Source organism: Clostridium estertheticum, assembly GCF_026650985.1.
GTDB lineage: Bacteria > Bacillota > Clostridia > Clostridiales > Clostridiaceae > Clostridium_AD > Clostridium_AD estertheticum_C.
The window spans coordinates 4,751,953-4,778,413 of sequence record NZ_CP086239.1 but is presented as its reverse complement, the minus strand read 5'-3'; the positions used below and the strand labels follow the sequence as shown (position 1 = coordinate 4,778,413).

Genomic DNA, 26,461 nt, shown 5'->3' with positions numbered 1-26,461 from the left:
CTCCTAGTTATGCATAATAGCATCAATATATAAATTACCATATTCATATTTAATAATGCTTATATCCCCATTTTTACATCCAAATTTCCAAAATAAATCAATATTTTCATCCATAATATAACAATATATAGCTCTTATGACTCCCGAATGAGCACATATTAAAATATTATCGAAATCTAACTTTTTAATATTATCCATAAAACTCTTAACCCTCATGCATAACTCGATATAACTTTCACCCTTAGGTGGTACGAATTCTTTCCAATTATTCGTCCAGCATAAACATTCTTTAGGATAAAACTTCTTAATTTCTTCGTAAGTTTTACCTTCAAAGTCCCCAAAATTAGTCTCATTTATTCTGCTATCTTGTATAATTTCCATTTCCTTTAACCCCAAAGCTAATTTTGCCATTTCCAAAGTTCTTTTTTTATCACTAACATATACTCTATCTAATTTTATATCACTGAAGAAATCTTTTGCCTTATTTCCTTGAGCTACACCTATTTCATTTAAGCTTATATCCAAATTACCATAATAAGAGCCTTTTCTATTTTCTTCAGTTTGACCATGCCTTAACAGATATATATTCATATTTTATCACACCCTACGATATTTCTAAGGGATTCTCCCTTATATCTATATACTTTTTACTATCAAGCTTCGCATCTTCGAAGGTCCCCATATTATCCATTGTGTACAAAGCCGCCTCAATAATATTAAAAGCCAGAGGACACCCTGAACCCTCTCCTAGTCTCATGTTCAAATTTAGCATAGGTTTTAATCCAATTTCCTTCATTATAAAAGCCGCTCCAGGTTCCGCAGACAAGTGAGATGCAAAAATATAACCTATCACTAATGGATTCAGTTTATAAGCACAAAGCGCTGCCGCCGATGCTATAAAACCATCAATAACAATAGGCACCCTGTTTTTAGCAGCCGCTAGGAAGCAACCACATAATCCAGCAATATCAAATCCACCAACTTTTGAGATAACATCTATAACATCATCTTTATCCGGATTATTTACTTCAATAGATTTTTTAATAACTCTTTTTTTATTAATGAATTGCTCCTCTGTTATTCCCGACCCTTTACCTACTGACTCTTCAACTTCAAGTCCAGAGAAAACACTTAAGATTGCTGCACTTGTTGCAGTATTTCCTACACCCATTTCGCCAGTTCCAATCAAATCGTAACCATCGAGAACTAAATTATCAACTGTTTCAATCCCAACTTCTATAGCCTTAATTGTCTGTTCCCTAGTCATTGCGGGACCCTTCATCATATTCATAGTACCATATGCTATTTTTTTATTTATAACTTTAGGATTATTTAAATCAGCATCAATGCCTACATCTACGACAGTAATATCACTTCCAGAAAATTTTGATAACACATAAACGCCTGTTATCTTTTTAGTGAAATTATTAGTTACTGTAGCAGTTACACTTTTAGGGCAGTTAGACACATCTTCTTCCACAACTCCATTATCACCACACATTATAACAACATTCTTTTTATTGATTTTATTATGTATGTTTCCAGTAATTCCAGCCATCTTAGCTATGATATTTTCTAGTTCACCAAGACTTCCTATAGGTTTTGATAAACTATCCAGTCTATCCCAAGCCCTCTTCATTGCTTCCTTATTTAGCGGTTCTATACATTGTAATGTTTCTTTTAGAAGTCCCATTTGTTTATCCCCCTGCTCATCTAAGTTTATTACACTAATAGTATTCCAAAGGAAAAACTTTTTCAAGCAAAATAACTAATTAACATCAATAATGTTCATTAGTTGTTAACCGTCCCCCACTTATCCACCCAAACAACATTCATTAATTGTTAACCGTCCCCCACTTATTTTCCATTTAAGTTAAAAAAACAGGCACACCAAAATGTCCCTGTTCCTTCTTTTATTATTTTTTCTAGTATATATCATTATCATCTATAATTGGTAAGCTTTCTAAATTGTTTGCTTTATTTTGATCAGGTAGACTTCTTAAGAATTCTTCACCTTTTTTAGAAGTTGAGACAGAAACTCCACTTATATTCCCTTGCTTAGCAAGTGAGACGGCCTGTTCTTTAGAAATTATTTCTCCGTTTTCAAGTTCATATGCTGTTATTTCTCCTTGATTGTCTTTCGCCACTTTACTAATTACATGAGTTGAGCCTTCGCTTTTATTCATAATAACACTACCTTTCCTATTATATTAAATGCATAACAAAATGCATTTTTATTGATAGATACTAAAACAATATTAGCTATTATATAAAATAAAGTATCTTCATATACAGTTTTACCAATTATATAAATTTTATGATATGTATTATTTAATTTTTTTGGCAATAATATGGAGAGAGTTCTTGCAAGTTATTCGCATTTAGGTGTATAATATCTGTTGCTACTATTATTTTAATCATATAATTATTGCATAATTGTATGGTTAATTTTGTTATAACTAATAAGGAGGAAATTGATGATTAACATAAAGAATTTATGTTTTACATATACAAATTCAAAGCCATACATACTAGACAACGTCAATGTTAAAATCGAAAAGGGCAGTTACGTTTCAATTTTAGGTGAAAATGGTAGTGCTAAAAGTACCTTACTTAAATTGATATTAAATTTATTAAAACCTAATAGCGGTGAAATAATTATAGATACGTCCCGAATAGCATATGTTGCACAAAAGGTTGAAAATTTTAATGCACAATTCCCTATAACAGTTTATGAAATGCTAAATTGCCATAGAAGAGTATTAAAACTTAAAGATAAAAGTCTAATTTCAAAAAGCCTTAAGGCAGTAGGGATGGAGGATCATACCCATACTCTTATTGGAAATCTCTCCGGAGGTCAGCAACAAAAAATTTTTATAGCTAGGAGTTTAATAGGCAACCCTGAACTATTAATTTTAGATGAACCTTCTACTGGAATAGACATTCAAAGCATGGAAGATATATATGGAATTATTAAGGGTTTAAATGTTAACCTCGGCATTACAGTTGTCTCTGTAGAACATAATTTAAAAGCCGCATTAGATAACTCGACAGATATTTTCGAAATGAGTAACAGAAGTGGAATACTTTATACTATTAATGATTATAAATATAAAATAACCCAGGAAAGGGGCTAACTTTACTCTATGTTTGAATATGGTTTTATGCAAAATGCTTTAATTGCCTCAGTTTTAATTTCTATACTTTTTCCAATTGTAGGTGTTTTTCTTGTGTTAAAAAGGTATTCCATGATGGGAGATACAATGGCACATGCCTCCTTGGCTGGTGTTGCTATAGGCCTTGTTTTTGGTTTCAATCCTATACTTGGTGCTTTTGCTTTTACAGCCCTATGCGGTTTATCTATTGAATTTTTAAGAGATTATTACAAAAAATACGCAGAATTAATTCTAGCAATTATACTTACCTTTAGTGTAGGTATAGCAATAACCTTAATAAGTACAGGTAAAGCAGGTGCTAATGTTAATTCTTATCTATTCGGAAGCCTATTAACTGTTACACAAAATGACTTGTACATAATGCTTGTTCTTAGCATTATTTCAATAATAACATTATTTTCATTATACAATCAATTACTATACATTACTTTCGATGAAGAAGGAGCTAAGGTTTCTGGCGCAAAAGTTAAAGTAATTAACTATATCTTCGCTCTACTTGTGGGTGCCACTATTTCAGTATCATTAAGAATACTTGGAATACTTGTCATGTCATCCATGATAGCTCTACCTGTAGCGACAGCATTGCAGCTAAATAAAGGTTTTAAGAAAACTTTATTTTGCTCTATAATGTTTGGCTTCATTGACATAATTTTAGGGCTTGTTATATCTTACTACGTAAATTGTGCCCCAGGAGGCAGTATTGCTTTGACTTCTGTTTTTGTATTAATTATTGTAATCAGTAGTAAAAAAATATTATCAAGGTGTTAGATATATAAGCTGAAATCACACTGGAGAAATTTATTATGTTGCAGGCTATAAAACCAAGAAAGTCCATAAGAAATTATAAAGTGGAACTTAAAAAAGCTTCTCATAAAGATATAGGAAGTTCTCCTTACATTATAAGTGTTATCTTAAATAAGGACTAAAAATAAAAACTATGAAAGCAACCTATGCTATTCATAGTTTTTTTTAATATTTATATAACTTTTTAAATTTTTTCCAAAAGCATCTTCTCATCATATTTTTGACCACCCATTAGCCTAAAAATAATATCATCTCTTTTATATCCTACATCATTTTGATTAACAATAATATCAGCTTTTCTAACCCCTTTGGCCTTGAGTTTATAATCCTTAAAGAGTCTTTTTATCATTCCCTTGTTTATTTTAAGCAAGACTTCTAATTCTTCAATTTGATAAATTTCTTTTATTAAAATATTTTCAAGTTTTCTCTGCATATCAATTTTATATTCTAAATCTAATCGCCTATTCTTGTGAGGACCTGCTTCCCCCCTATGATGCAATGTACAAAGATATCTAAAGTTAAGTGAAAATTCAATGCCGCCTTGGCTTTTATAAACTATATGATGTTTATCCGCTGGATTTCCACAGACTTCACACGTAAGCAATATATTACCCCCTTAAAGTATTAAAAGGCAAAACAATTATTAATTGTTTTGCCTCATAATATTTACTTTAATTTAGATCTTTATGATATGGAACTTTTACTAGAATTTATAGTTTTTAAGTTTGTCTCCTAATATATCTCCTAGAGTTAATCCACTTTCTTCTTCTTGTTTATAATCTGAAAAATCTTCATTTCCTCTTGCTGCTTCTCTAATGCTTAGGCTTATTCTTCTATCTTTTTCGTTTATTTCACCGATTTTAACTTTTACAACTTCTCCAACTTTTAATACGTCAGAAACTTTTGCAATACGTTCTTCTGATATTTCTGATAAATGAACTAGTCCTTCAACTCCTGATTCAAGTTGTACAAAAGCACCGAAATCCATTAATTTAACAACAGTTCCTTCAACTATAGCACCAGGCTTGTAGTTGCTTGTTATGTTGTTCCATGGGTTTCCTTGTTCACTCTTAAGTCCTAGAGATATTCTTCCTTTTTCTTTATCAAAATCTAAAACTGTAACTTCTACTTCGTCTCCAACAGCTACTACTTCTGATGGTTCTTGAACTCTTTTCCATGATAATTGTGAAACGTGAATAAGACCATCAATGCCACCTAAATCTACAAATGCACCAAATTTAGCAAGTCTAGTTACAACGCCTTTTCTCTTTTCACCTTTTTTAAGTTCATTCCAAATTTGATCTCTTTTAACTGCATTTTCTTCTTTTTCAATTACTCTTCTAGATAGAACAATATTTTTATTTTCTTTATCAAGTTCTATTATTTTAACTACTAAAGTTTTACCTTTATAGTCTTCTAAGTTTTCTATATATGAATCTGATATTTGTGATGCTGGTATAAATGCTCTAACTCCCTCTATGTAAGCTGTAGCTCCACCTTTTACTATGTCACTAACTGTTACTTCTAAAGTTTTGTTTGCATCTAAAATTTCTTGGAATTCATCCCATATTTTAAGACCATCTGCTCTTTTCTTAGATAAAAGCACATTTCCTTCTCCGTTATTAACTTTCATTATATATACAGAGATTTGATCTCCAACTTTTACAACATCTGCAATGTTTGCTTCTTTATCGTTTGATAATTCTTCTTTTGTTATAACACCATCAGTCATATAACCAATGTTTACTAGAACTTCTTCTTCACTTACAGAAAGTACAGTTCCAAGTACAACGTCTCCACTATTAATAACCATAGCTTCTGCAGTATTTTCCATAGCATCTTTCATTGTAACTTCTTCCTTAATATCTGTTGTCATATAAATACACTCCTCTAATTTCATAATTGTTGTTAAATCTATTCTTAAATTATTTATAGTCTACTATTATATATTCTATAAATATTCATTGAAATCCTTTTTATTTTTAAAATTCACTAGATTACTCAGCATTTCTCTAAAAACACCTTCTCTATTATATCATACTTCCCCTATGCATAAGGTCATACCATCTAATTTCATCTTAATTGTCATGATTTTTGCCCCACTAAGTTCAACACAAGGCTCACAAACAGCTCTAACCCCAATAGTTTTCTCCACGAAATCGCTTCCGCTGAATTTATGTTGTACTTTCTTTATATCTTCTGTCGTAAATATTTTAAGCTGACATTTAAAATAATCTGCTAATGCCTTTATTGCTAATTCATCTTTTTTAACATTAACTGTTGCTATAGACTTTATAGCCCTAATATCTATATTGTATTCCTTAAGCATCCTTATTACTGTCTTATTCATTTTATCTTGCGAAAAGTTTTTTCTACATCCTATTCCAAGTACGATATTTTGTCTTATTAATTTAAGCGTTGGTACATTATATTCCTCTAACTTAGCATTAATAATTTCGTTACTAGAAATATACAGCAATCCAGAAATATTCTCTAAACTACTACTATATCCAGCTGGTGTTTGTATTATTCCTTTTTCATCAAGAAATCCAATTTTTTTTCCTTCTACTAAAAGCGCCGCTATGTCTTTTGCTTTTTTCAAATCTTCAATAACAAATCCATTATCTTTTGCTATCATATCAGGGGCATAAATACCTAAATTATCTGTTGCTGTAGTTATTATAGGTTTTGCATCTAAAAGTTTACTAACCCTTAATGCAAGTTCGTTCGCTCCTCCTAAATGACCACTTAAAAGGCTTATAACATAATTACAAGAATTATCTATAACTAATACTGCCGGATCCAGATCCTTACTTTTTATGTATGGTGCTATTGATCTAACTGCAATACCTGTAGAACTTATAAAAATTATACCTCTATAGTTCTCCATTACCTTTTTACTAACCTTTGCAAAATCGAAATTGCTATGTTTTTTCTTTGAATATAAATCAATATTAAGACTTGAGGCTAAAATTTCCGCTATTTGATCTCCCTTTTGGGTAAACGTAACAACTGCATATTTCATTTTGTCACCATTCCTACTATACATCATACTATAGTTGCGCGCAAATTACAAAACAATTGCTAAAACAAATGAATAAATCAAAAAAAGCAGAAAAAAAGTGGGGACGGTTAACAACTAATTACACAATTTATTTATATAAGTCAATTAGTTGTTAACTGTCCCTCAACATTAATCATTTAAACATCAATTAGTTGTTAACCGTCCCTCAACATTTAATCATTTAAACATCGATTAGTTGTTAACCGTCCCTCAACATTTAATCATTAAAACATCAATTAGTTATTAACCGCCCCTCAACATTTAATCATTTAAACATCAATTAGTTGTTAACCGTCCCCCGGTTAACTTGCTTGTCCCCCTAACTCCCTCCTTAAATTAGATCACCTTTCTTCTCTAAAATAAGGAACTGAGAGTCCAGCTGGTGGTGAGTTTTTACCCGATTTCCTCATTGATACTATTACTAGAATAACTATTGTAACTACATAAGGTAACAAATCAATAAGATATTGCGATATCTCAAAACCCGGTAACCCCTGAAGTCTAAATCCTAATATATCAAGTCCACCGAAAAGATATGCTCCAATTATTGCTTTTTGAGGTTTCCACGTTGCAAAAATTACAAGGGCAACAGCAATCCATCCTCTGCCTGCTGTTACATTTTCCTGCCAAGCTGGTACATAAACAAGGGATAAGTATGCTCCACCAAGTCCACAAAGGGCTCCTCCTATTAATGTGTTAATATATTTATAAAGACTAACATTTATACTAGCTGCATCTGCTGCTGCTGGATTTTCTCCAACTGCCATTGTATTTAGTCCCTTAGCTGTTTTATATAAATATATAAATAAAAGGATAGTCATAATATATCCGAAATATACAAACACATCATGATTAAAAAATATATCTCCTATAAAAGGTATGTTTCCTATTATTGGAATTCTTATAGGTACAAAGAAATTTTTAATTGTATTTGGAGTAACTTGCCCTATCAAATTTTTACCTACCATGCTTGAAAAACCTGTTCCAAATATAGTTAGTGTAAGGCCACATACAACTTGATTCGCCCTGAGTGATATGGTTAAGAATGCATATATAAGAGCTCCAAAGCCACCAGCAATTGCTGCAGCGATCATTGCTATTATTGGATTTCCTGTACTTACTCCTGCCATAAACCCAATAACAGATCCCATAAGCATCATGCCTTCTACCCCTAAATTAAGGTTACCAACTTTTTCAGTTAATAATTCTCCGAGTGTTGCAAAAAGTAGAGGAGTACCAGCTACTACTGCAGCGGCTAAAAATGTTGTTACACTATTCATTTTTATTTACCCCCTTTAGTTTTCCCTTAGATTTAAAATTTATTTTATACTTAGTAAAGAATTCACTACCTAATACAAAGAATAAAATAATTGCTTGTATTAATTGTGCGGCAGCTTCTGGTATTCCAAATGCTGTTTGAATAAATGATGCACCTTGAACAAGTGCAGCAAATAGTATAGATACTATTACTATAATAGGTGCAGAAAGTGATGATAACCATGCTATAATTATAGCTGTAAATCCTACTCCACCTGCAACATCTGCAGAAAGCGTTTTGCTAACAGCTGAAACTTGAATTACACCTGCAATTCCGCATAAAGCACCACTTAAAAATATTGCTATAAACATAGTTTTTCGAATTTTTATACCCGCGTATATAGCTGTTTTTTCACTTTCTCCAAGGACCGAAATTTCATAACCCTTCTTAGTATATTTTATGAAAATATATACTATAATTGTTAAAATAATTGCAATTATCCATCCCATATTTATACCAAAAACATCCGGAAGTGTTGCATTTTCAGAGAAACTAGGAATTTTAGGAAAACCCATTGCGTTTTTATCTCTCCAAGGTCCATACTGAAGATAAGTTATAAATTTTATTGCAATATAATTTAACATTAATGTTACTATAGTCTCATTAGTATTCCATTTACCTTTAAGCAATGCTGCAATTAATGCCCATAATCCCCCACCGAGTATTCCTGCGCAAAACATTATTAATAACAACTGAAATTTAGGCATATTCGGAAATTTTAGAGCAAAATAAGTAGCAGCAAATGCTCCCATAAGTATTTGTCCTTCTCCTCCAATATTCCAAAATTGCATTCTAAATGCTATAGCTATTCCAAGAGAACTTATAATAAGTGGTATAGCCTTAATAAATGTTTGCTGGATGCTATAAGTTGAACCAAAACTACCCTGAATAATCGCCGCGTACACATCTATTGGATTAAGGTTAATGATTAACAGAAACATAGCAAGTACTACAAGTGATAGGAGTATTGCAATACACCTAATTTTTAAATTATCTGTTTTGCTGATTTTAGACCTTTTAACAATCTGAATCATCTATATCGCCTCCATATCGTCAGTATTTCCAACCATCATCATACCGATCTTTTCTCTAGAAGACTCTTTTGCATCAACTATTCCAGTAATCTTGCCATCACAAATCACCATAATCCTATCACATAAATGGATTAATACGTCGAGATCCTCTCCTATGAATAAAACTGCAGTTCCCTTTTTCTTTTCCTCACTTATAAGATCATATATCGTATAACATGTATTAATATCAAGCCCACGAACGGCATATGCCATAATAAGTATTTTAGGATGCATGCTTAATTCTCTTCCAACTAATATCTTTTGAATATTACCACCTGATAAATATTTTATAGGATGATATATATCCGGCGTTTTTATTTCAAATTTTTTCATCATTTCTTTTGCTTTTTTAATGACTGGCTTTCTATCTATAAATATTCCTTTTTGATTATGATAATCCTTTAGTAAAAGATTATCCACCATACCCATAGACGCAACAAGTCCCATTCCTAATCTATCTTCTGGTATAAAACTCATGCTTATACCTTTATTGATAATATCTCTCGGAGATTTCCCTACAAGGTCTTCTCCCTCTAAAACTATTTTGCCACTCGCTACCTTCTCAATACCTGCAATAGCTTCACATAATTCTCTTTGTCCACTACCCGCAATTCCAGCAATACCAAGAATTTCACCTTTTCTAAGACTGAAACTAATATTTTTAAGAATCTCTGCTTTTTCAGCATTTAAAACTATTAAATCTGATACCTCAAGCATTACTTCACCAGCCTCTTTATCTACCTTTTTTATAGATAAATCTGCTTTGCGACCCATCATTAGCTCTGTTAATTCCTTAGGACTCGTGTCTCCTTTCTTAAGTGTCTTTATAGCTTCACCTTTTCTTAATACAGTAATCTTATCGCAAATCTCCATTACTTCATTCATTTTATGACTTATGAATATAATTGCTTTTCCTTTCTCTTTCATACTTCTCATTATTTTAAATAATTTTTCTGTCTCACTTTCTGTAAATACAGTAGTAGGTTCATCTAATACTAAAATATCAGCACCCCTATAAAGCACTTTAAGTATTTCAAGATTTTGCCTCTCACCTACTGGCATCTCTGAAACATATTTATTTAAATCCATTTCCAAATGAAACTTTTCTTTTAGATCATTGATTTTTTTGATTTCCAGCTTGTTATTAAAAAACAGTCCACTTGTTTGACCAAGTAATATATTTTGTTTTGCAGTCATTTCCTCAACTAATTTAAAATGTTGATAAATCATTCCTACACCAGCTTTAATTGCATCTTTTGGACTATTAAAGTTAGTATTTTTTCCATGAATAAAAATAGAACCGCTATCAGGAGTATAAACTCCTGATAACATGTTCATAAGGGTACTTTTACCCGCCCCATTTTCACCTAGTAGTGCATGGATTTCTCCGCCATGCAAAGTTAAATTCATATTATTATTAGCTATTACTTTCCCGAAAGTTTTACTAATATTTTCTATAGATACATAAGGGATTTTATCCATATTTACCTCCTACTTTCTAGCGTATTTATTGGATCATATTGCCGTTAAATTTAATAAATATAGCAACCATAATATCATGTTTGCTATATTCCTTAATTTTTAAAAGCTAAATTTATTTTATTTTGCTATTTTTCCTTCTACACCTTTAACAAACCAATTAAATGATAATAGTTCCTTATCTGTCATAACTATACCTTTTGCAACTTTAACAGCTCCACTTTGATCTATTATTGGTCCTACAAATACTTTGTTTTTACCTGATAAAATATCAGCTTTTGCTTTAGCAACAGCTTCTGCTGCTCCTGCTGGTGCATTTTTTGTAAGTGGTGCAAGACTAACTACTCCAGATTCTAGACCTTTCCAATAACTTCCTGATTTCCAAGTACCAGCTTGAATAGCTTTTATTTGTTCAACATAATAAGGCGTCCAATTCCAAACTGGAGCTGTCATATATGCTTTAGGTGCTTTAGCACTCATATCTGTATTGTATCCAATAGCAGATATCCCTGCTTCTTCTGCTGCTTGAAGTGGACCTGCAGTATCTTGATGTTGAGTAATAACATCCACACCTTCTGCAATTAATGCTTTTCCTGCTTCTTTTTCTTTAGCTGGATCATACCAAGTATTAGTCCATTTTACTTTTACTACAGCTTTAGGATTAACAGATTGTACGCCTAAAGTAAATGCATTAATTCCTCTTACTACTTCTGGTATTGAGTATGCAGCTACATATCCTATTTTATTAGTTTTAGTTTTCATACCTGCAACTATACCTGAAAGATATCTTGCTTGATATATACGTCCGAAATATGTAGACATATTTGCCGATGTTGTGTACCCAGATGCATGAAGATATTTAACATCAGGATGTTTTTTAGCTGATGCAGCCATTCCATCCATAAATCCAAAACTTGTTCCTACAATAACAGTTGCTCCTTTGTTAATCATTTCCTCGCATGTTTGTTCTACATCCGCTACATTCTCTTTTACGGATTCCTTATACAAAGTCTTTACACCTAATTGTTTTTCAAGCCCTTTTCTTCCCATATCATGAGAATATGTATAACCTCCGTCACCTACAGGTCCTACATATATAAATCCTACTGTCATTTCTTTTTCTTTCGTAGTTTTTGTATTAGTTTTTGCACTACCGCATCCCACAAGTGCCATAGATGTAAGTAATGTAAATACAAGTAATAAACTTCCTAATTTTTTCTTCATTGTTAATGCCCCCTCTAATTCTTTTACGTCAAATAATTATTATTTAAAAACTTTTTATTTATTTAAAAACTACCTTGTTATCTTTTAAAGATTTTATTATCGCTAGAGACTCTACTTTAATGCCCTCCTTTTCTATGCATTCCCTACCATTTTGGAATGCTTTTTCAATTACAATTCCCACTCCAACAATACTAGCTTCCGCCTGACGCGTTATTTTTATAAGACCAAGCGCCGCATTTCCATTTGCTAAAAAGTCATCAATTATTAGAATTTTGTCCCCTTTATTTATATATTTTTTACTAGTTCTAACTTTATAATTTTTGTTTTTTGTAAAAGAAAACACCTCAGCCTCATATGCATTATTATCCATTGTTGTAGAATCATGTTTTTTTGCAAATACTACAGGGACGTTATTAAAGTATTGTGCCACAATACATGCTATTCCTATACCCGATGCTTCAACTGTTAATATTTTTGTTATTTCATTTTTTGCAAATCTTTTTTTAAACTCTTGTCCTATTTCATTTAAGAGGTTTATATCAATTTGATGATTTAAAAAACTATCAACCTTTAAAATCTCACTACCTATTACTGCTGCTTCACTTAATATCTTATTCTTTAGTGCTTCCATACATTTTCTCCTTCGTCAATAAATTTTTGCGCGTATTATGTAATATAAAACAATAACCCCTTAGATAACGCGTTAATACGTTAACTAAGGGGTTTATAATAAAATCTTCAATAAAAATAATTCATACTAAAATTATTATTACTTTATTTATCAAAACACCCATAGTCAAGTCTTTTACGGTTACTTGGTAGAAACGCTTAGACCATATTTCTAAGCTTATATGAGTTTGCGAATATAATTTTTTTTCATTTCATTGTTCGTGTTTATACTTGTTATTACAATATTACAACATTTGTTTTATTAAATCAATATCTATTTTTAAAATTGATATGGTTCGACTTTTTTCTCTATAACTACAGGGAAGTCATCTGAACCCTTAAGTACTGTATTCTCAACCATAATTACATTTCTATCAACAATTACATTGGTAAGCTTACATCCCTTTTTAATTTCACAGTTTTCAAATATTATACAATTTTTAATTTCTACTTCCTCATGTACGGTCACCCTTCTTGAGATTATACTATTTTCTATTTTCCCCTTCAAAATACATCCATTTGAAATTAAAGCATTATTAACTTTTGCTCCATTAAAATATTTAGTAGGAGCCTCATTTTTACTCCTTGTATAAATTAACCCATTGCTAAAAAATAATTCTTTGGTTACCTTAGTGTTTAACATATCCATACTAGCAGTATAATAATTTTTCAAAGAATCTATACGCTTAATATATCCTTTAAATTCAAATGCATTTACGTTGAATCTAAAAATATGTTCATAGATAACTGCTTTTATTGAATTATGATATCCCGTTTGTTTACTTTTTTTTACAATATCTATAAAAGTGCTCTTTTTCATTATAAACATTTCCATTGATATATTTAGGTTATCCGATGACCCTATGTTTTTCCCAACACTTAAGATTTTATTTTCTTCATTAATATATAATGTACTACAACTTAAATACTCACTCTTCCCACTATTTATTTTTTTATATAATACTGTTACATCACTACCCGATTGCTCATGATAAATAGCCGCTTCATTATAATCCATATTACATAACATGTATGAAGAAGATATTATTACGTAATCTTGCTTTGATTTATAAATATATTCCATATTATCATTTAATACATCTATATCTCTTAACTCCGATCTTTCTGATGTAAGATTAAATACATATAGTCCATTTGTTTTTCTATCTAAATCCCAGGGTTTCCCTGAACCTAGATGATCAACTAGTGACCTAGATTTTGTATTAGTAAATATACCTACATTATGAATACCTGAATTAACCATATTTGAAAGTACAAAATCAATAATTCTGTATCTTCCGCCTATTGGAATAGCTGCTATTGGTCTTGATTTCGTAAGGCTTTTAATATTATCTTCTCTCTCATTTAGCATTAATATTCCCATATAATTTTCAAGCATTTTTATCACCTCGTTTATTTTATGATTTAGTTAATATCTTCGAATTAGCTTTAATTTCGGCCCCTTCTTCTACAACGATAATATCGTTTCCATTTCCAATATATGAATCACGTCTTATTGTAACATTACTTCCTATAATGGCTTTATCTATAACCACATTATTACCGATTTTAGTATTAGGCAGAATAACTGAATTAGTAATTTTAGTATTTTTTCCTACATGTACTCCTTGGAAAAGTACACAACTGTTTATTTCTCCATACACAGTACAACCCTCATTTAGCAAAGCATTATTAATACTTGCTTCTGGTCCTATATATTGAGGTGGAAGCATTGGATTTACTGTATATATTCTCCATTTATCATCATGTATATTAAGTTCATTATTGTCAGATATCAAATCCATATTAGCGGACCAAAAACTATCAATAGTACCAACATCTCTCCAATATCCTTTGAATGGGAATGCATATAATTTTTGATTATTCTGAAGCATTTTTGGTATTATATTTTTTCCAAAGTCATTACTAGATTCTTTATCAAGATTGTCCTCTTTTAAAAGTTTTTTAAGAGCCTGCCAGTTAAAAATATAAACTCCCATAGAAGCTAAATTACTTTTAGGTTTCTTAGGCTTTTCTTCAAATTCATATATTTGGTAATCTTCCCTTGTGTTCATTATTCCAAACCTACTACACTCATCATCTGGTACTTCTATTACTGCAATAGTAACATCGCTGCCTTTTTCTTTGTGATAATCTAGCATTTTTGAATAGTTCATTTTGTAAATATGATCTCCTGATAAAATAATTACATATTCTGGCTCAGAATCATCAATATAATTTATATTTTGAAATATAGCATCTGCTGTACCATTGTACCAATTACCACCATATTCACTTTGGTAAGGTGGAAGGAGAGTTACTCCACCGTTTCTCCTGTCTAAATCCCATGGAGCCCCTATGCCTATGTGTGCGTTTAACGCCAAAGGTTGGTATTGAGTAAGAACTCCCACTGTGTCGATACCTGAATTAGAACAATTGCTTAAAGAAAAGTCTATAATTCTATACTTTCCTCCAAATGGGACTGCAGGCTTTGCTATCATTTTTGTTAATTGTTTTAATCTTGATCCTTGACCACCTGCAAGTATCATTGCTATCATTTCTTTTTTCATGATAGTATTCTCCTTTCTATATTTTTTAGATCATATATAATACAAAACATGCTAAATCAACCTAATTTTTTTCTAAAGAACTTGTCAAATTCTATTTCATTTTATCAAAATCATAGATTAATATATACAATTTGTCAACAACAATTATAAAACAAAATGCTATACTAGATAATTGTCTAGTATAGCATTTTCTAAACTACAACTTAATATTAATTGGTGGTGTATCCCAAATTTCTTTTGCATATTTTTTTATAGTATTATCACTAGAGAATATACCAGATTTGGCAATGTTTATAATTGACATTTGTTGCCAAACATCTTTTTGCCTAAATAACCTATCAATCTCACTGTGAGCATTAACATACGCATCAAAATCTTTTAGCACAAAATACTCATCATTATGTGTTAGCAAACTCTCATATAAACCAGCAAATTCCGTTTTAGGTGTTCCTAAAAATCCATTTATCAATTGATCTAATATGGTTTTTATTCTCAAATCATTATTATATATATCATAAGAGTTATAAGTTTTATTCTTATAATATTCTATTACTTCTTGGGCAGTAAGACCAAATAATATGATATTTTCTTTTCCAACCGCATCAAATATCTCTACGTTTGCTCCGTCCAAAGTAGCTATTGTTATAGCACCATTCATCATAAATTTCATATTACCAGTTCCTGAGGCTTCCTTTGATGCAGTAGATATCTGTTCACTCACATCTGCGCAAGGAATGATTTTCTCGGCAAGTGACACTCCATAATTTTCAAGAAATAATATTTTTATTTTCCCGCGAACTATAGGATCATTATTTATCTTACTGGCCAAAGTGTTAATAAGCTTAATAGTCTGTTTTGCTATATAATAACTAGGTGACGCTTTTGCCCCAAATATAAAAGTTCTTGGAACCATATCAATATTTGGATTTGCGAGTATCTGGTTATATAAATACATTATATGAAGTACATTTAAAGTTTGTCTTTTATATGAATGCATTCTTTTTACATGAACATCAAATATTGAACTCGGGTCTATTGAAGCTCCATACTTTGATAATACATGATTCGAAAAATTTATTTTATTATTTGTTTTTATAATTTGTGTTTTCTCTTGAAAAGCGGAATCCTTTGCATATTTAATTAATTTATCGAGATCATTTGGAGTTTTTATCCAACTATCACCAATAGTTTCTGTTATAAGCTTTGCAAGCTCAACATTTGAATTTAGTAACCACCTTCTATGAGTTATCCCATTAGTTTGGTTATTAAATTTTTCCGGGAAAAATTCATAAAAATCGGAAAGTTCTTGATGTTTTAATAATTCTGTATGAAGTTTTGCTACTCCATTAACAGAGTGTCCCCCTACAATCGCAAGATATGCCATTCGTACATATCCATCATAAATAATAGACATATTATTTACTTTGCTCCAATCACCATTATACCTATGATAAACTTCATTACAAAAACGCCTATTTATTTCTTCAACAATCATATAAATTCGTGGAAGTAATTTTTTAAACATATCTACAGGCCATTTTTCTAATGCTTCTGCCATAATTGTATGATTAGTATAGGCTGTAGTTCTTGTTGTAACGTACCATGCATCATCCCAAGATAAGTTCTCCGTGTCCATTAAAAGTCTCATTAGCTCGGCCACTGCCACTGCAGGATGAGTATCATTTATTTGCACTGCAACGTGTTTATGAAACTCAAGGAGCGATATTTTTTTCTTTTTATAGTTTTTTACAATACTTTGAAGCCCAGCACTTACAAAAAAATACTCTTGCTTTAGTCTTAATAATTTTCCTTTTTCATAACTATCATCCGGATATAAAATTTGTGAAATAGCTTCTGCTGCATATTTATTCTCTCCAGCTTTTACATAGTTCCCCTGACTAAATGATGAAAAATCAAAATCTTCCTCCATAGTTTCTGCGCTCCAAAGCCTTAAAGTATTTACAGTATTATTTTTATACCCTTTTATCGGAGTATCATAAGGCACTGCACGTACACATTCATAATTTTCATGAATAACTTTTGTTACCCCATTATCATCCTCTAAATGCACATTTCCTCCAAATCTTACTTCGACAGCTTTATTTTCTTTTCTTATTTCCCATGCATTACCGTTTTTTAACCAATTATCAGGAACTTCTACTTGATAACCATTTTCTATTTTTTGTTTAAATAATCCATATTTATACCTTATGCCACAGCCATGACCTGGTACCTGCGTCGACGCCATAGAGTCTAAAAAACATGCTGCTAGTCTTCCAAGTCCACCATTACCAAGCCCAGCATCTGCTTCTATATCCTCTACCTCAATCAAATTAATTCCTAGTTCGTGAAGTGCCTGCTCACATATATCCTTGAGCCCTAGATTAACTAGATTACTATTTAATAATCTACCAACCAAAAATTCCATTGAAAAATAATATACTTGTTTTCCTTTGTTTTTTGCATACTCTTTGTTGCTTTCTATCCAAGGCTTTGCACAATAATCTTTTATGAGTGCACCTAACGCATAATATTGATGCAAAGGTGAAGCATCAACTGCTTCTTCTGCAAACATTGTTTGTAGTTTTTCTATATAATCCATTTTAAACATCTTTTTATCAATTACCACAACATTCACCACCTAAAATTTTAGATCTCGCTTATGTGCATAACATATTAAAAAATAACCATTATTTTTTTAAATGTTAACCATTATTTATTTAGATCACTATACAATTTCATATAATTTTTAGCCGAATTCTCCCAACTATTATTTGAACTCATAGCATTCTGAACTAATTTGTTCCAAGAATTTTTATCTTTGTACAAATCGAGAGCCCTATTTATAGTCTCGAGTAATTCTTTGCCCGAATAATTATTAAAAGAGAATCCATTACCCTTCCCAGTATATTTATTATAAGGAATAATTGTGTCTTTAAGTCCTCCAGTTTCACGTGTGATTGGGATACTTCCATATTTGAGTGCTATAAGTTGACCTATACCACAAGGTTCAAATAATGATGGCATCAAAAACATATCTGAAGCAGCATATATTTGTTGTGCTAGGACTTCATCAAAAATGATGTTTGTCGATATTCTACTTGGATAAATAGAAGCATAATACTGAAATATATCCTCATAATATTCATCACCATTACCAAGTAATACTATTTGAATAGGAAGGCTAAGGAGTTCTTGTAATTTCTCAACAATTAGATCTAAACCCTTTTGTTTCACAAGTCTTGTAACAATTCCTATCATTGGTATACCCTCAGTTACTGGAAACCCTAGTTTTGCCTGAAGTTTTAATTTATTTTTAACCTTTTGTTTTATATTTTTAATATCGTAATTATATAATATTTTTTTATCAACTTTAGGACTATAGATTTCATAATCTATACCATTTACTATTCCATATAAGTTACTTGACCTTGAAGATAATAATCCATCTAGTCTTTCTCCATAAAAAGGAGTTTGAATTTCTTTTGCATATGTCTTGCTTACTGTAGTTACAGCGTCTGAGAATACAATTCCACCTTTCATGAAAGAGACAGAGTCATAAAATTTCATTTCATTTTCGTTAAAATACTTCCAGTCTAAATTTAGTAAATCACCTAATACTTCTTTTGGAAATATTCCTTGATATTGCAAATTGTGTATAGTGAATACACTCTTTATTTTATTATACAGATCGTCCTCACTATACTTGTCTTTAAGGAGTATTGGTACAGGACCACATTGCCAATCATTACAATGAATTATATCCGGTTTAAAATCTCCCATGTATCTTATAGCTTCAAGGACTGCTTTAGAAAAATAAGCAAACCTTTCACCGTCATCATAATCCCCATAAATGTTAGGTCTTTTAAAATAATACTCATTATCTACAAAATAATAAGGAACTCCATCGTACATTAAATGTTCTAATCCACAATACTTATTTCTCCATCCAACCTCTACATTAAAAGAAGCTATGTTCTCCATACAACTTCTAAATGATAAAGGAATGTTACTATATTTAGGTATAATTACTCTTGCATCTATTCCGATTTTTCTTAAAGCCTTAGGTAACGCATATGCCACATCCCCAAGACCTCCAGTTTTTATAAAAGGATAAGCTTCCGACGCCACAAATAATACTTTCATATAAACCCCCCACTTTAAACAAACAAACAACATATTATTGTAGTTATTTGTTTGTCTCTTAAATTTAATGTTTTTATGTTCTAAATTTTTTCTCTATAACAACTGGAAACTCTTCATCACCCTCAAGTACTGTATTCTCACTTATAACAGTATTTTTATCAATTATAACGTTAGTGAGTTTACATCCTTTTTTTATTTCGCAATTCTGAAATATTATGCAATTTTTAAGAACAGCACCAGCCTCAACAGTAACCCTTCTTGAAATTACACTTCTCTCTATTTTCCCTTTCAAAATACATCCATTTGAAATCAAACAATTATTAACTTCTGACCCGTTAAAATATTTAGTAGGAGCTTCATCCTTACTTTTTGTATATATTAACCCATTGTTAAAAAATAATTCCTTGGTTATTTTAGCATTTAACATATCCATACTGGTCTTGTAATAATTCTGAATCGAATTTACGCATTGAAGGTAACCCTTAAACTCATATGCATTTACGTTATATTTTGATACTTCATTATATATAGCCGTCTTTATTGAATTATAACTCCCTGTCTGAATACACCTGTTTACAATATTTATAAGAGTCGTCTTTTTCATTATAAACATTTCCATTGATATATTTAATTTTTCCTCTGAACCTATGTTTTTACCAATGCTCAAAACTTTGTTATCTTCATTAATATATAATGTACTACAATTTACATAATGTTTTTTCCCGTTATTTGTTTTTTTGTATATTAAAGTTATGTCACTACCGGACTGCTCATGGTACTTAGCTGCCTCATTATAATTCATGTTACATATCATATATGAAGAAGATATTATTACATATTCTTGCTTAGTTCTATATATATATTCCATATTGCTACTTAATACGTCTATATCCCTTAATTGAGATCTTTCTGATGTAAGATTAAATACAAATAATCCATTTAGTTTTCTATCTAAATCCCAAGGTTTCCCTGAACCTACATGGTCAACTAAAGACCTAGATTTTGTGTTTGTAAATATACCTATATTATGAATACCCGAATTAACCATATTTGAAAGCACAAAGTCAATGATTCTATATCTTCCACCTATTGGTATAGATGCTATAGGTCTTGATTTTGTAAGACTTTTAATATTATCTTCTTGTTCATTTAACATTAACATTCCTATATAGTTTTTAAGCATTTTAACACCTCCTTAATTTTATAATTTACTTACTACCTTTAAATCAGCTTTAATTTCACGTCCCTTTTCTATAACAATAATATCTCGACCATTGCCAATATATGAGTTACGTCTTATAACAACATCGCTTCCTATAATCGCTTTATCTATAACCACATTATTTCCTATTTTAGTATTAGGTAAAATAACTGAATTAGATATCTTAGATCCTTTTCCAACATGTACATCTTGAAAAAGAACACAATTATTTACTTCACCAAGGACCGTACAGCCCTCATTAAGCATTGCATTATTTATAATTGCATCAGGTCCTATATATTGTGGTGGAAGCATTGGATTAACTGTATATATTCTCCATTTATCGTCGTGTATGTCAAGTTTATTATCATCAGATAATAAGTCCATATTAGCCGACCAAAAACTTTCAATAGTACCAACATCTCTCCAATATCCTTTAAAATGATATGCGAACAATTTCTGTTCATTATTTAACATTTTTGGTATTATATTTTTACCAAAATCATTACTAGATATTTCATCACGGTTATCATCTTTTAAAAGTTGCTTAAGTACTGGCCAACTAAAAATATAAACTCCCATAGAGGCCAAATTACTTTTAGGATCTTTTGGTTTTTCTTCAAATTCAAATATGCTACCATCATCAAGGGTATTCATTATTCCAAATCTACTACACTCATCCCTTGGTACTTCTATTACCGCAATAGTGGCATCGCCACCCTTTTCTTTGTGATAATCTAACATTTTTGAATAATCCATTTTATAAATATGGTCTCCTGATAAAATAAGAACATATTCTGGGTCAAAGCTATCAATATAATTTGTATTTTGGAATATAGCATCAGCTGTCCCTTTGTACCAATTACCACCATCTTCACTTTGATAAGGTGGAAGAAGACTCACCCCTCCATTTCTTCTATCTAAATCCCAAGGAGCGCCTATTCCTATATGAGAGTTCAGTGCCAATGGTTGGTATTGAGTGAGAACCCCTACTGTGTCAATATCAGAATTAGAACAATTACTTAAAGAAAAATCTATAATTCTATATTTCCCTCCGAATGGTACTGCAGGTTTTGCCGTCATTTTCGTTAATTGCTTTAGTCTTGATCCCTGACCTCCTGCGAGTATCATAGCTATCATCTCTTTTTTAACCATTCTAATCTTCCCCCTTTTATACTTAAGCTATCGTGCCCTAATATATACTTGCTTTTAATAAAACGTCCTGCTTTTCTTTTTTTATAAAAACTATAGATAATGCTGGCAGAGTAATATTTATACAATAAGGTTTATTATTCCATTTTTCAAAAATAGGCAATATAATTTTATTGTTTAACTTATCATTACCACCAAACATACTGTTATCACTATTAAATACTTCCACGTAATTTACTAATTCAGGAACACCGACTTTATATATCCCATAAGAAACCGGTGAAAAATTACAAACTACTATTAAATAATCATCCCTGTCATGCCCTATCCTTGCGAAGGAAATTACACTTTGATTCGAATTATTAGGATCAATCCAATCAAATCCATCACTAGTGTGATCCTTTTGCCATAGAGCTTTTTCGTCTTTATAAAATTCATTTAAAGCTTTAGTATATCGCTGGAGCTTTTTATGTTTAGGATAATCTAGTAGAAGCCAATCCAAACCATTATTAGGATTCCATTCAATAAACTGACCGAATTCACCTCCCATAAATAATAATTTTTTACCAGGGTGTGCCATCGTATACCCATAAAAAAGTCTTAAGCTTGAAAATTTATCATCATAACCCCCTGGCATCTTACTTAATAGCGACTTCTTGCAATGAACCACTTCATCATGTGATAAAGGCAATATATAATTTTCAGAAAAAGCATACATTAATGAGAATGTTATTAACCCATGTTGAGCTTTCTTTTCATTACTATTAAGTTGCATATATTTTAGCATGTCATTCATCCAGCCCATATTCCACTTATAGTTAAATCCAAGTCCGTTAGTACTCGTGGGTGCACTTACTCCCTTCCATGCTGTAGATTCCTCTGCAACCATTAAGACATTTGGATAATTTCTAAATATAGTCTCATTTAACTCTTTTATAAATGAGACAGCTTCTAAATTTTCATTGGTTCCATTAGAATTTTTAAGATCCATATCATGCCTTGTCCCGTAATCTAGATACAACATGTTAGAAACGGCATCCACTCTCATTCCATCAATATGATATAATTCAAACCAGAACATTGCGTTTGAAATAAGAAACTCACGAACCTCAACTTTTCCAAGATCAAAGTTTGCGCTGCCCCAATCATAATTTTCACCAAGCTCTGGATTATCATATTGATACAAATTCGTTCCATCAAATTTGTAAAGCCCATGTTCGTCTTTGCAAAAGTGTCCTGGAACCCAGTCCAATATAATTCCTATGTTCTTTTCGTGGAACTTATTTACAAGGTACATAAATTCTTTTGGACTTCCAAATCTACTAGTCAAAGAAAAATAACCTGTAGTTTGATATCCCCAGGAATCATCTAATGGATGTTCCGTCACAGGGAGCAATTCTATATGGGTATATCCCATGTATACTACATAACTAAGAAGCTTGTCTGCAATTTCCATATATGAATAAAATCTATTCTCATGGCCACGATCCCATGAACCAAGATGCACTTCATATATGTTTATGGGCATATCGTATGGCTTTCTTTTTTCCCTATGCATCATCCAATTCTTATCATTCCACAAGTATTCTTTTAGATCCGTTACAATTGATGCGGTATTAGGTCTTACCTCAGAAAAATATCCATATGGATCAGCCTTAAAAAGTACTTTTCCATCATTTGTTATTATTTTATATTTATATAAATCACCATCTTTGATCTCTTCGATAAAAATATTAAAGAAACCTGATTTTTCTATATTTTTCATGGAATGCGTGCACCCATCCCAATTATTAAAATCTCCGACCACCATGACTTCTTTTGCATTTGGTGCCCATACTGAAAATTCAGCTCCCCTTTCTCCATTTTTTATTTTAAGTTTACATCCCATAAATTTGTAACTATTAAATTCATGTCTATGAGATAAGAAATCTTCTACGTTATTCATATCTCCCCCCTCAAAACCTAAACAAATTATAATTTATACGAATGTGATTTGATTCCTATAATAGTTAACACATCAATAAAGTATAACTGTCCTGTTGTTAAATTATTGTCAAACGAAAATTTACTTCAATATGTTTTTATTGTCTTAAAATACTTTTAATAACATATTTTCAACATATTTAAAATTATAACATATAAATTGGTGAATGTGTGGTAAAAATTGGAATTATATTTTTAAATAATTAGATAATTAATTATTTTTACTAATGTGAAAATTGAAATCGTTTAGATAATAGAGTAGTTTTTATTATTTAAGCACATTTAAATACCTAACAAAATCAATTAAATGTCATTTATTTAAATATGCCTTTTATGTGTTTTCTATATATTTTTATATATTATTCCTACATATTATTAATATAACATTAATATAACATTAATCATTAGAAATATCCATACCATAAAATATTTCTTTCATTTCTTTTTCAAGTTTTGCAACAATACTCGCTTTTTCATCCTCATTTAAATCTTCTTGTTTAATCTCAAACAAATAATTATCAAGTTCAAAGTCATTTAATATCATTTTTGTATGAAATATATTTGATTGATATATATTCATATCCATTAAGGTATATCTATCAATTGTTTCTTTAGCAATATAATTTTGTATAGAATTAATTTCATGATCTATAAAATGTTTTTTACCATCCATATCGCGAGTAAACCCACGAACTTTATAGTCAATAGTAATAATATCTGAATCAAAACTATCTATTAAATAATTTAGAGCTTTTAATGGTGAAATTTCACCACAAGTGGCTACATCTATATCAACTCTAAAAGTACTTATATCATTTTGAGGATGACTTTCAGGATAAGTATGAACTGTTACATGACTTTTATCTAAATGCCCTACAATATTCTCCCTAATTGGAGTTAGAATTCCCCTATTACAAGAAGGGTCTACCACATATAGTGGAATTTCTTCCTCTGAAATAAGTAATGTTACACTTGCTCCTTGTGGATCATAATCCTGCTTTGCAATATTTAATACACTAGCACCTATCATTTTCGTAACATCAGTGAGAATTTTTGTTAACCTCTCAGCATTATATTGTTCATCAATATATTCTATATATTTCTTTCGATCCTCAGTTGTTTTTGTATAACAAACATCATAAATATTAAAACTCAATGATTTTGTTAGGTTGTTAAATCCATATAGTTTTATTTTGTTTTTGTCATTTTTAGCCAACTTTATTCCCCATTTCTTTTAGTCTTTTTATGAAAAATTATATGACTTTTTACTTCATTACAAAATCATATATTTGTCATCCATAACCATTCTATATAATAAATTGCTTGAAGTATATACTTTTTAACATTATAATCATTTATAATAGTAACATATAAAATTTTTATGTTTATTATTACTATTCCCAATATAACATGAGTATGAATATATCCATGTGCAATATTTGTAATTTTACACATTTATACATCATTAGAATCGGAGGTATTAATACAATGAAAAAACTAAAAGTCGGATTATTAGGTGGAACTGGATTTGTTGGTCAACGTCTTGTTACACTACTTGAAAATCACCCTTATTTTGAAATAGCTGTTATTGCTGCTAGTGAGAACTCTGTGGGTAAAACTTATTTTGACGCAGTAAATAAAAGATGGAAATTGGATGTTCCAATGCCTGAAAACGTCAAGAATATAGTAATAAAAAACATAAACGAAGTAGATTTAATAAGCAGCGAGGTAGATTTCGTCTTTTGCGCTGTTAATATGCCAGCAAATGAAATAAGAGCAATTGAAGAAAGTTATGCCAAAGCTGAAACTCCTGTAATTTCAAATAACTCTGCACATCGAAGTACTCCAGATGTTCCAATGGTTATTCCAGAAATAAATGCAGACCATTTTAAATTAATCGATGTACAACGCAGGAGACTCGGAACTAAGAGAGGTTTTATTGCTGTAAAACCAAACTGCTCAATCCAAAGTTATGTCCCTGCTATAAGTGCTCTTCTAGAATACAAACCTACAAAAATATTAGTTTGCACATATCAAGCTATATCTGGATCAGGTAAAATTTTCTCAGACTGGCCAGAAATTATTGATAATGTTATCCCATATATAGGTGGCGAAGAAGAAAAGAGTGAACAGGAACCTCTAAAAATTTGGGGTCATATAGAAAATGATAAAGTATTTAATGCAAAGGCACCTATAATTTCAACTCAATGCATACGTGTCCCTGTGGCTGATGGTCACTTAGCTGCTGTATTTGTTTCCTTTGAAAAGAAACCATCAAAAGAAACTATTTTAGAAAAATGGGCAACTTACAAAGGAAAACCTCAAGATTTGAATCTTCCAAATGCTCCTGAGCAGTTTTTAACATACTTTGAGGAAAATGATAGACCTCAAACAAGACTCGATAGAAATATTGAAAAAGGTATGGGAATATCACTCGGTAGACTACGAGAAGACAAAATATTTGATTATAAATTTGTTTGTTTATCCCACAACACTCTACGTGGTGCAGCCGGCGGTGCAGTTTTATCTGCTGAGCTCCTAATGAATGAAGGGTACCTAACTTCTAAATAAAAAGTGTAATCCTATGAACTTCCTCCTGCGT

Annotated in this window: 23 protein-coding genes and 1 riboswitch; of the genes, 4 read left to right on the top strand and 19 right to left on the bottom strand. The window is 30.9% G+C overall.

The window, feature by feature from the left end:
• Nucleotides 1-3: 3 nt before the first annotated feature.
• From cobC to LL038_RS22920, 3 genes are all read right to left on the bottom strand, one after another.
• Nucleotides 4-591 (bottom strand): alpha-ribazole phosphatase, encoded by a 588-nt coding sequence (cobC, locus tag LL038_RS22930; RefSeq protein ID WP_216122651.1) that lies wholly within the window; start codon nt 589-591, stop codon nt 4-6.
• Between the two features lie 13 nt (nt 592-604).
• On the bottom strand, nt 605-1,693 hold the full coding sequence (gene cobT / locus LL038_RS22925; RefSeq protein ID WP_216122649.1) for a nicotinate-nucleotide--dimethylbenzimidazole phosphoribosyltransferase: 1,089 nt from the start codon (nt 1,691-1,693) through the stop codon (nt 605-607).
• 232 nt (nt 1,694-1,925) lie between these two features.
• The gene (locus LL038_RS22920; RefSeq protein WP_071615060.1) at nt 1,926-2,186 is read right to left on the bottom strand and encodes a DUF3892 domain-containing protein; all 261 of its coding nucleotides are present in this window, start codon (nt 2,184-2,186) and stop codon (nt 1,926-1,928) included.
• Nucleotides 2,187-2,477: 291 nt separating this feature from the next.
• Between LL038_RS22920 and LL038_RS22915 the strand changes: the two genes are divergently transcribed.
• Genes LL038_RS22915 through LL038_RS22905 form a run of 3 tightly spaced genes read left to right on the top strand, consistent with a single transcriptional unit; the run spans nt 2,478 to nt 4,102 of the window.
• Complete coding sequence (locus tag LL038_RS22915) at nt 2,478-3,137, top strand: metal ABC transporter ATP-binding protein (RefSeq protein ID WP_216122647.1); 660 nt, start codon at nt 2,478-2,480, stop codon at nt 3,135-3,137.
• A gap of 9 nt (nt 3,138-3,146) precedes the next feature.
• The gene (locus LL038_RS22910) at nt 3,147-3,944 is read left to right on the top strand and encodes a metal ABC transporter permease (protein ID WP_216122645.1); all 798 of its coding nucleotides are present in this window, start codon (nt 3,147-3,149) and stop codon (nt 3,942-3,944) included.
• A 35-nt stretch (nt 3,945-3,979) separates the two neighbouring features.
• The gene (locus LL038_RS22905; RefSeq protein ID WP_268055940.1) at nt 3,980-4,102 is read left to right on the top strand and encodes a hypothetical protein; all 123 of its coding nucleotides are present in this window, start codon (nt 3,980-3,982) and stop codon (nt 4,100-4,102) included.
• A gap of 62 nt (nt 4,103-4,164) precedes the next feature.
• Here LL038_RS22905 and LL038_RS22900 read toward each other — a convergent pair whose 3' ends face one another.
• From LL038_RS22900 to speD, 16 genes are all read right to left on the bottom strand, one after another.
• Nucleotides 4,165-4,584, bottom strand: a complete 420-nt coding sequence (locus tag LL038_RS22900; protein WP_216122637.1) for an HNH endonuclease — start codon at nt 4,582-4,584, stop codon at nt 4,165-4,167.
• A 99-nt stretch (nt 4,585-4,683) separates the two neighbouring features.
• Nucleotides 4,684-5,856 (bottom strand): 30S ribosomal protein S1, encoded by a 1,173-nt coding sequence (rpsA, locus tag LL038_RS22895; RefSeq protein ID WP_253199796.1) that lies wholly within the window; start codon nt 5,854-5,856, stop codon nt 4,684-4,686.
• A gap of 159 nt (nt 5,857-6,015) precedes the next feature.
• Nucleotides 6,016-7,005: a cobalt-precorrin 5A hydrolase gene (gene cbiG, locus LL038_RS22890; RefSeq protein ID WP_216122635.1), complete on the bottom strand. Its 990-nt coding sequence runs from the start codon at nt 7,003-7,005 to the stop codon at nt 6,016-6,018.
• Nucleotides 7,006-7,385: 380 nt separating this feature from the next.
• On the bottom strand, nt 7,386-8,324 hold the full coding sequence (locus LL038_RS22885) for an ABC transporter permease (RefSeq protein WP_216122633.1): 939 nt from the start codon (nt 8,322-8,324) through the stop codon (nt 7,386-7,388).
• The gene (locus LL038_RS22880) at nt 8,317-9,396 is read right to left on the bottom strand and encodes an ABC transporter permease (RefSeq protein ID WP_216122631.1); all 1,080 of its coding nucleotides are present in this window, start codon (nt 9,394-9,396) and stop codon (nt 8,317-8,319) included. The genes LL038_RS22885 and LL038_RS22880 overlap by 8 nt, the downstream gene beginning before the upstream one ends.
• On the bottom strand, nt 9,397-10,917 hold the full coding sequence (locus tag LL038_RS22875; protein ID WP_216122629.1) for an ABC transporter ATP-binding protein: 1,521 nt from the start codon (nt 10,915-10,917) through the stop codon (nt 9,397-9,399).
• A 117-nt stretch (nt 10,918-11,034) separates the two neighbouring features.
• Nucleotides 11,035-12,138 carry a BMP family ABC transporter substrate-binding protein gene (locus LL038_RS22870; RefSeq protein ID WP_216122621.1) on the bottom strand — a complete coding sequence of 368 codons (1,104 nt, stop codon included), beginning with the start codon at nt 12,136-12,138 and terminating at the stop codon, nt 11,035-11,037.
• Nucleotides 12,139-12,196: 58 nt separating this feature from the next.
• Nucleotides 12,197-12,769, bottom strand: coding sequence for a xanthine phosphoribosyltransferase (locus tag LL038_RS22865; protein WP_216122619.1), 573 nt, complete (start codon nt 12,767-12,769; stop codon nt 12,197-12,199).
• A gap of 142 nt (nt 12,770-12,911) precedes the next feature.
• Nucleotides 12,912-13,013: riboswitch (purine riboswitch) on the bottom strand.
• A gap of 74 nt (nt 13,014-13,087) precedes the next feature.
• Nucleotides 13,088-14,206 (bottom strand): glucose-1-phosphate adenylyltransferase subunit GlgD, encoded by a 1,119-nt coding sequence (gene glgD / locus LL038_RS22860; protein WP_216122617.1) that lies wholly within the window; start codon nt 14,204-14,206, stop codon nt 13,088-13,090.
• Nucleotides 14,207-14,225: 19 nt separating this feature from the next.
• Nucleotides 14,226-15,380 (bottom strand): glucose-1-phosphate adenylyltransferase, encoded by a 1,155-nt coding sequence (locus LL038_RS22855; protein ID WP_309245055.1) that lies wholly within the window; start codon nt 15,378-15,380, stop codon nt 14,226-14,228.
• Between the two features lie 193 nt (nt 15,381-15,573).
• The gene (locus tag LL038_RS22850) at nt 15,574-18,006 is read right to left on the bottom strand and encodes a glycogen/starch/alpha-glucan phosphorylase (RefSeq protein WP_309245054.1); all 2,433 of its coding nucleotides are present in this window, start codon (nt 18,004-18,006) and stop codon (nt 15,574-15,576) included.
• A gap of 83 nt (nt 18,007-18,089) precedes the next feature.
• Nucleotides 18,090-19,523 (bottom strand): glycogen synthase GlgA, encoded by a 1,434-nt coding sequence (gene glgA / locus LL038_RS22845; protein ID WP_216122613.1) that lies wholly within the window; start codon nt 19,521-19,523, stop codon nt 18,090-18,092.
• Nucleotides 19,524-19,596: 73 nt separating this feature from the next.
• On the bottom strand, nt 19,597-20,706 hold the full coding sequence (gene glgD, locus LL038_RS22840; protein ID WP_216122611.1) for a glucose-1-phosphate adenylyltransferase subunit GlgD: 1,110 nt from the start codon (nt 20,704-20,706) through the stop codon (nt 19,597-19,599).
• Nucleotides 20,707-20,724: 18 nt separating this feature from the next.
• Nucleotides 20,725-21,879, bottom strand: coding sequence for a glucose-1-phosphate adenylyltransferase (locus tag LL038_RS22835; protein ID WP_216122609.1), 1,155 nt, complete (start codon nt 21,877-21,879; stop codon nt 20,725-20,727).
• A 37-nt stretch (nt 21,880-21,916) separates the two neighbouring features.
• Nucleotides 21,917-23,821, bottom strand: a complete 1,905-nt coding sequence (gene glgB / locus LL038_RS22830) for a 1,4-alpha-glucan branching protein GlgB (RefSeq protein ID WP_216122607.1) — start codon at nt 23,819-23,821, stop codon at nt 21,917-21,919.
• Between the two features lie 435 nt (nt 23,822-24,256).
• Nucleotides 24,257-25,075, bottom strand: a complete 819-nt coding sequence (gene speD / locus LL038_RS22825) for an adenosylmethionine decarboxylase (RefSeq protein ID WP_216122605.1) — start codon at nt 25,073-25,075, stop codon at nt 24,257-24,259.
• A gap of 272 nt (nt 25,076-25,347) precedes the next feature.
• Between speD and asd the strand changes: the two genes are divergently transcribed.
• Complete coding sequence (gene asd, locus LL038_RS22820) at nt 25,348-26,430, top strand: aspartate-semialdehyde dehydrogenase (RefSeq protein ID WP_216122604.1); 1,083 nt, start codon at nt 25,348-25,350, stop codon at nt 26,428-26,430.
• Nucleotides 26,431-26,461: the final 31 nt, after the last annotated feature.

Bases quoted from the DNA above. Each gene is read 5' to 3' on its own strand.
- rpsA (WP_253199796.1), bottom strand. From the start codon at position 5,856: ATGACAACAGATATTAAGGAAGAAGTTACAATGAAAGATGCTATGGAA.
- glgA (WP_216122613.1), bottom strand. From the start codon at position 19,523: ATGAAAGTATTATTTGTGGCGTCGGAAGCTTATCCTTTTATAAAAACT.
- LL038_RS22865 (WP_216122619.1), bottom strand. From the start codon at position 12,769: ATGGAAGCACTAAAGAATAAGATATTAAGTGAAGCAGCAGTAATAGGT.
- LL038_RS22885 (WP_216122633.1), bottom strand. From the start codon at position 8,324: ATGAATAGTGTAACAACATTTTTAGCCGCTGCAGTAGTAGCTGGTACT.
- LL038_RS22915 (WP_216122647.1), top strand. From the start codon at position 2,478: ATGATTAACATAAAGAATTTATGTTTTACATATACAAATTCAAAGCCA.
- LL038_RS22875 (WP_216122629.1), bottom strand. From the start codon at position 10,917: ATGGATAAAATCCCTTATGTATCTATAGAAAATATTAGTAAAACTTTC.
- LL038_RS22910 (WP_216122645.1), top strand. From the start codon at position 3,147: ATGTTTGAATATGGTTTTATGCAAAATGCTTTAATTGCCTCAGTTTTA.
- cbiG (WP_216122635.1), bottom strand. From the start codon at position 7,005: ATGAAATATGCAGTTGTTACGTTTACCCAAAAGGGAGATCAAATAGCG.
- LL038_RS22870 (WP_216122621.1), bottom strand. From the start codon at position 12,138: ATGAAGAAAAAATTAGGAAGTTTATTACTTGTATTTACATTACTTACA.
- glgD (WP_216122617.1), bottom strand. From the start codon at position 14,206: ATGCTTGAAAATTATATGGGAATATTAATGCTAAATGAGAGAGAAGAT.
- LL038_RS22835 (WP_216122609.1), bottom strand. From the start codon at position 21,879: ATGGTTAAAAAAGAGATGATAGCTATGATACTCGCAGGAGGTCAGGGA.
- cobT (WP_216122649.1), bottom strand. From the start codon at position 1,693: ATGGGACTTCTAAAAGAAACATTACAATGTATAGAACCGCTAAATAAG.
- LL038_RS22905 (WP_268055940.1), top strand. From the start codon at position 3,980: ATGTTGCAGGCTATAAAACCAAGAAAGTCCATAAGAAATTATAAAGTG.
- cobC (WP_216122651.1), bottom strand. From the start codon at position 591: ATGAATATATATCTGTTAAGGCATGGTCAAACTGAAGAAAATAGAAAA.
- LL038_RS22920 (WP_071615060.1), bottom strand. From the start codon at position 2,186: ATGAATAAAAGCGAAGGCTCAACTCATGTAATTAGTAAAGTGGCGAAA.
- glgD (WP_216122611.1), bottom strand. From the start codon at position 20,706: ATGCTTAAAAACTATATAGGAATGTTAATGTTAAATGAACAAGAAGAT.
- LL038_RS22880 (WP_216122631.1), bottom strand. From the start codon at position 9,396: ATGATTCAGATTGTTAAAAGGTCTAAAATCAGCAAAACAGATAATTTA.
- asd (WP_216122604.1), top strand. From the start codon at position 25,348: ATGAAAAAACTAAAAGTCGGATTATTAGGTGGAACTGGATTTGTTGGT.
- glgB (WP_216122607.1), bottom strand. From the start codon at position 23,821: ATGAATAACGTAGAAGATTTCTTATCTCATAGACATGAATTTAATAGT.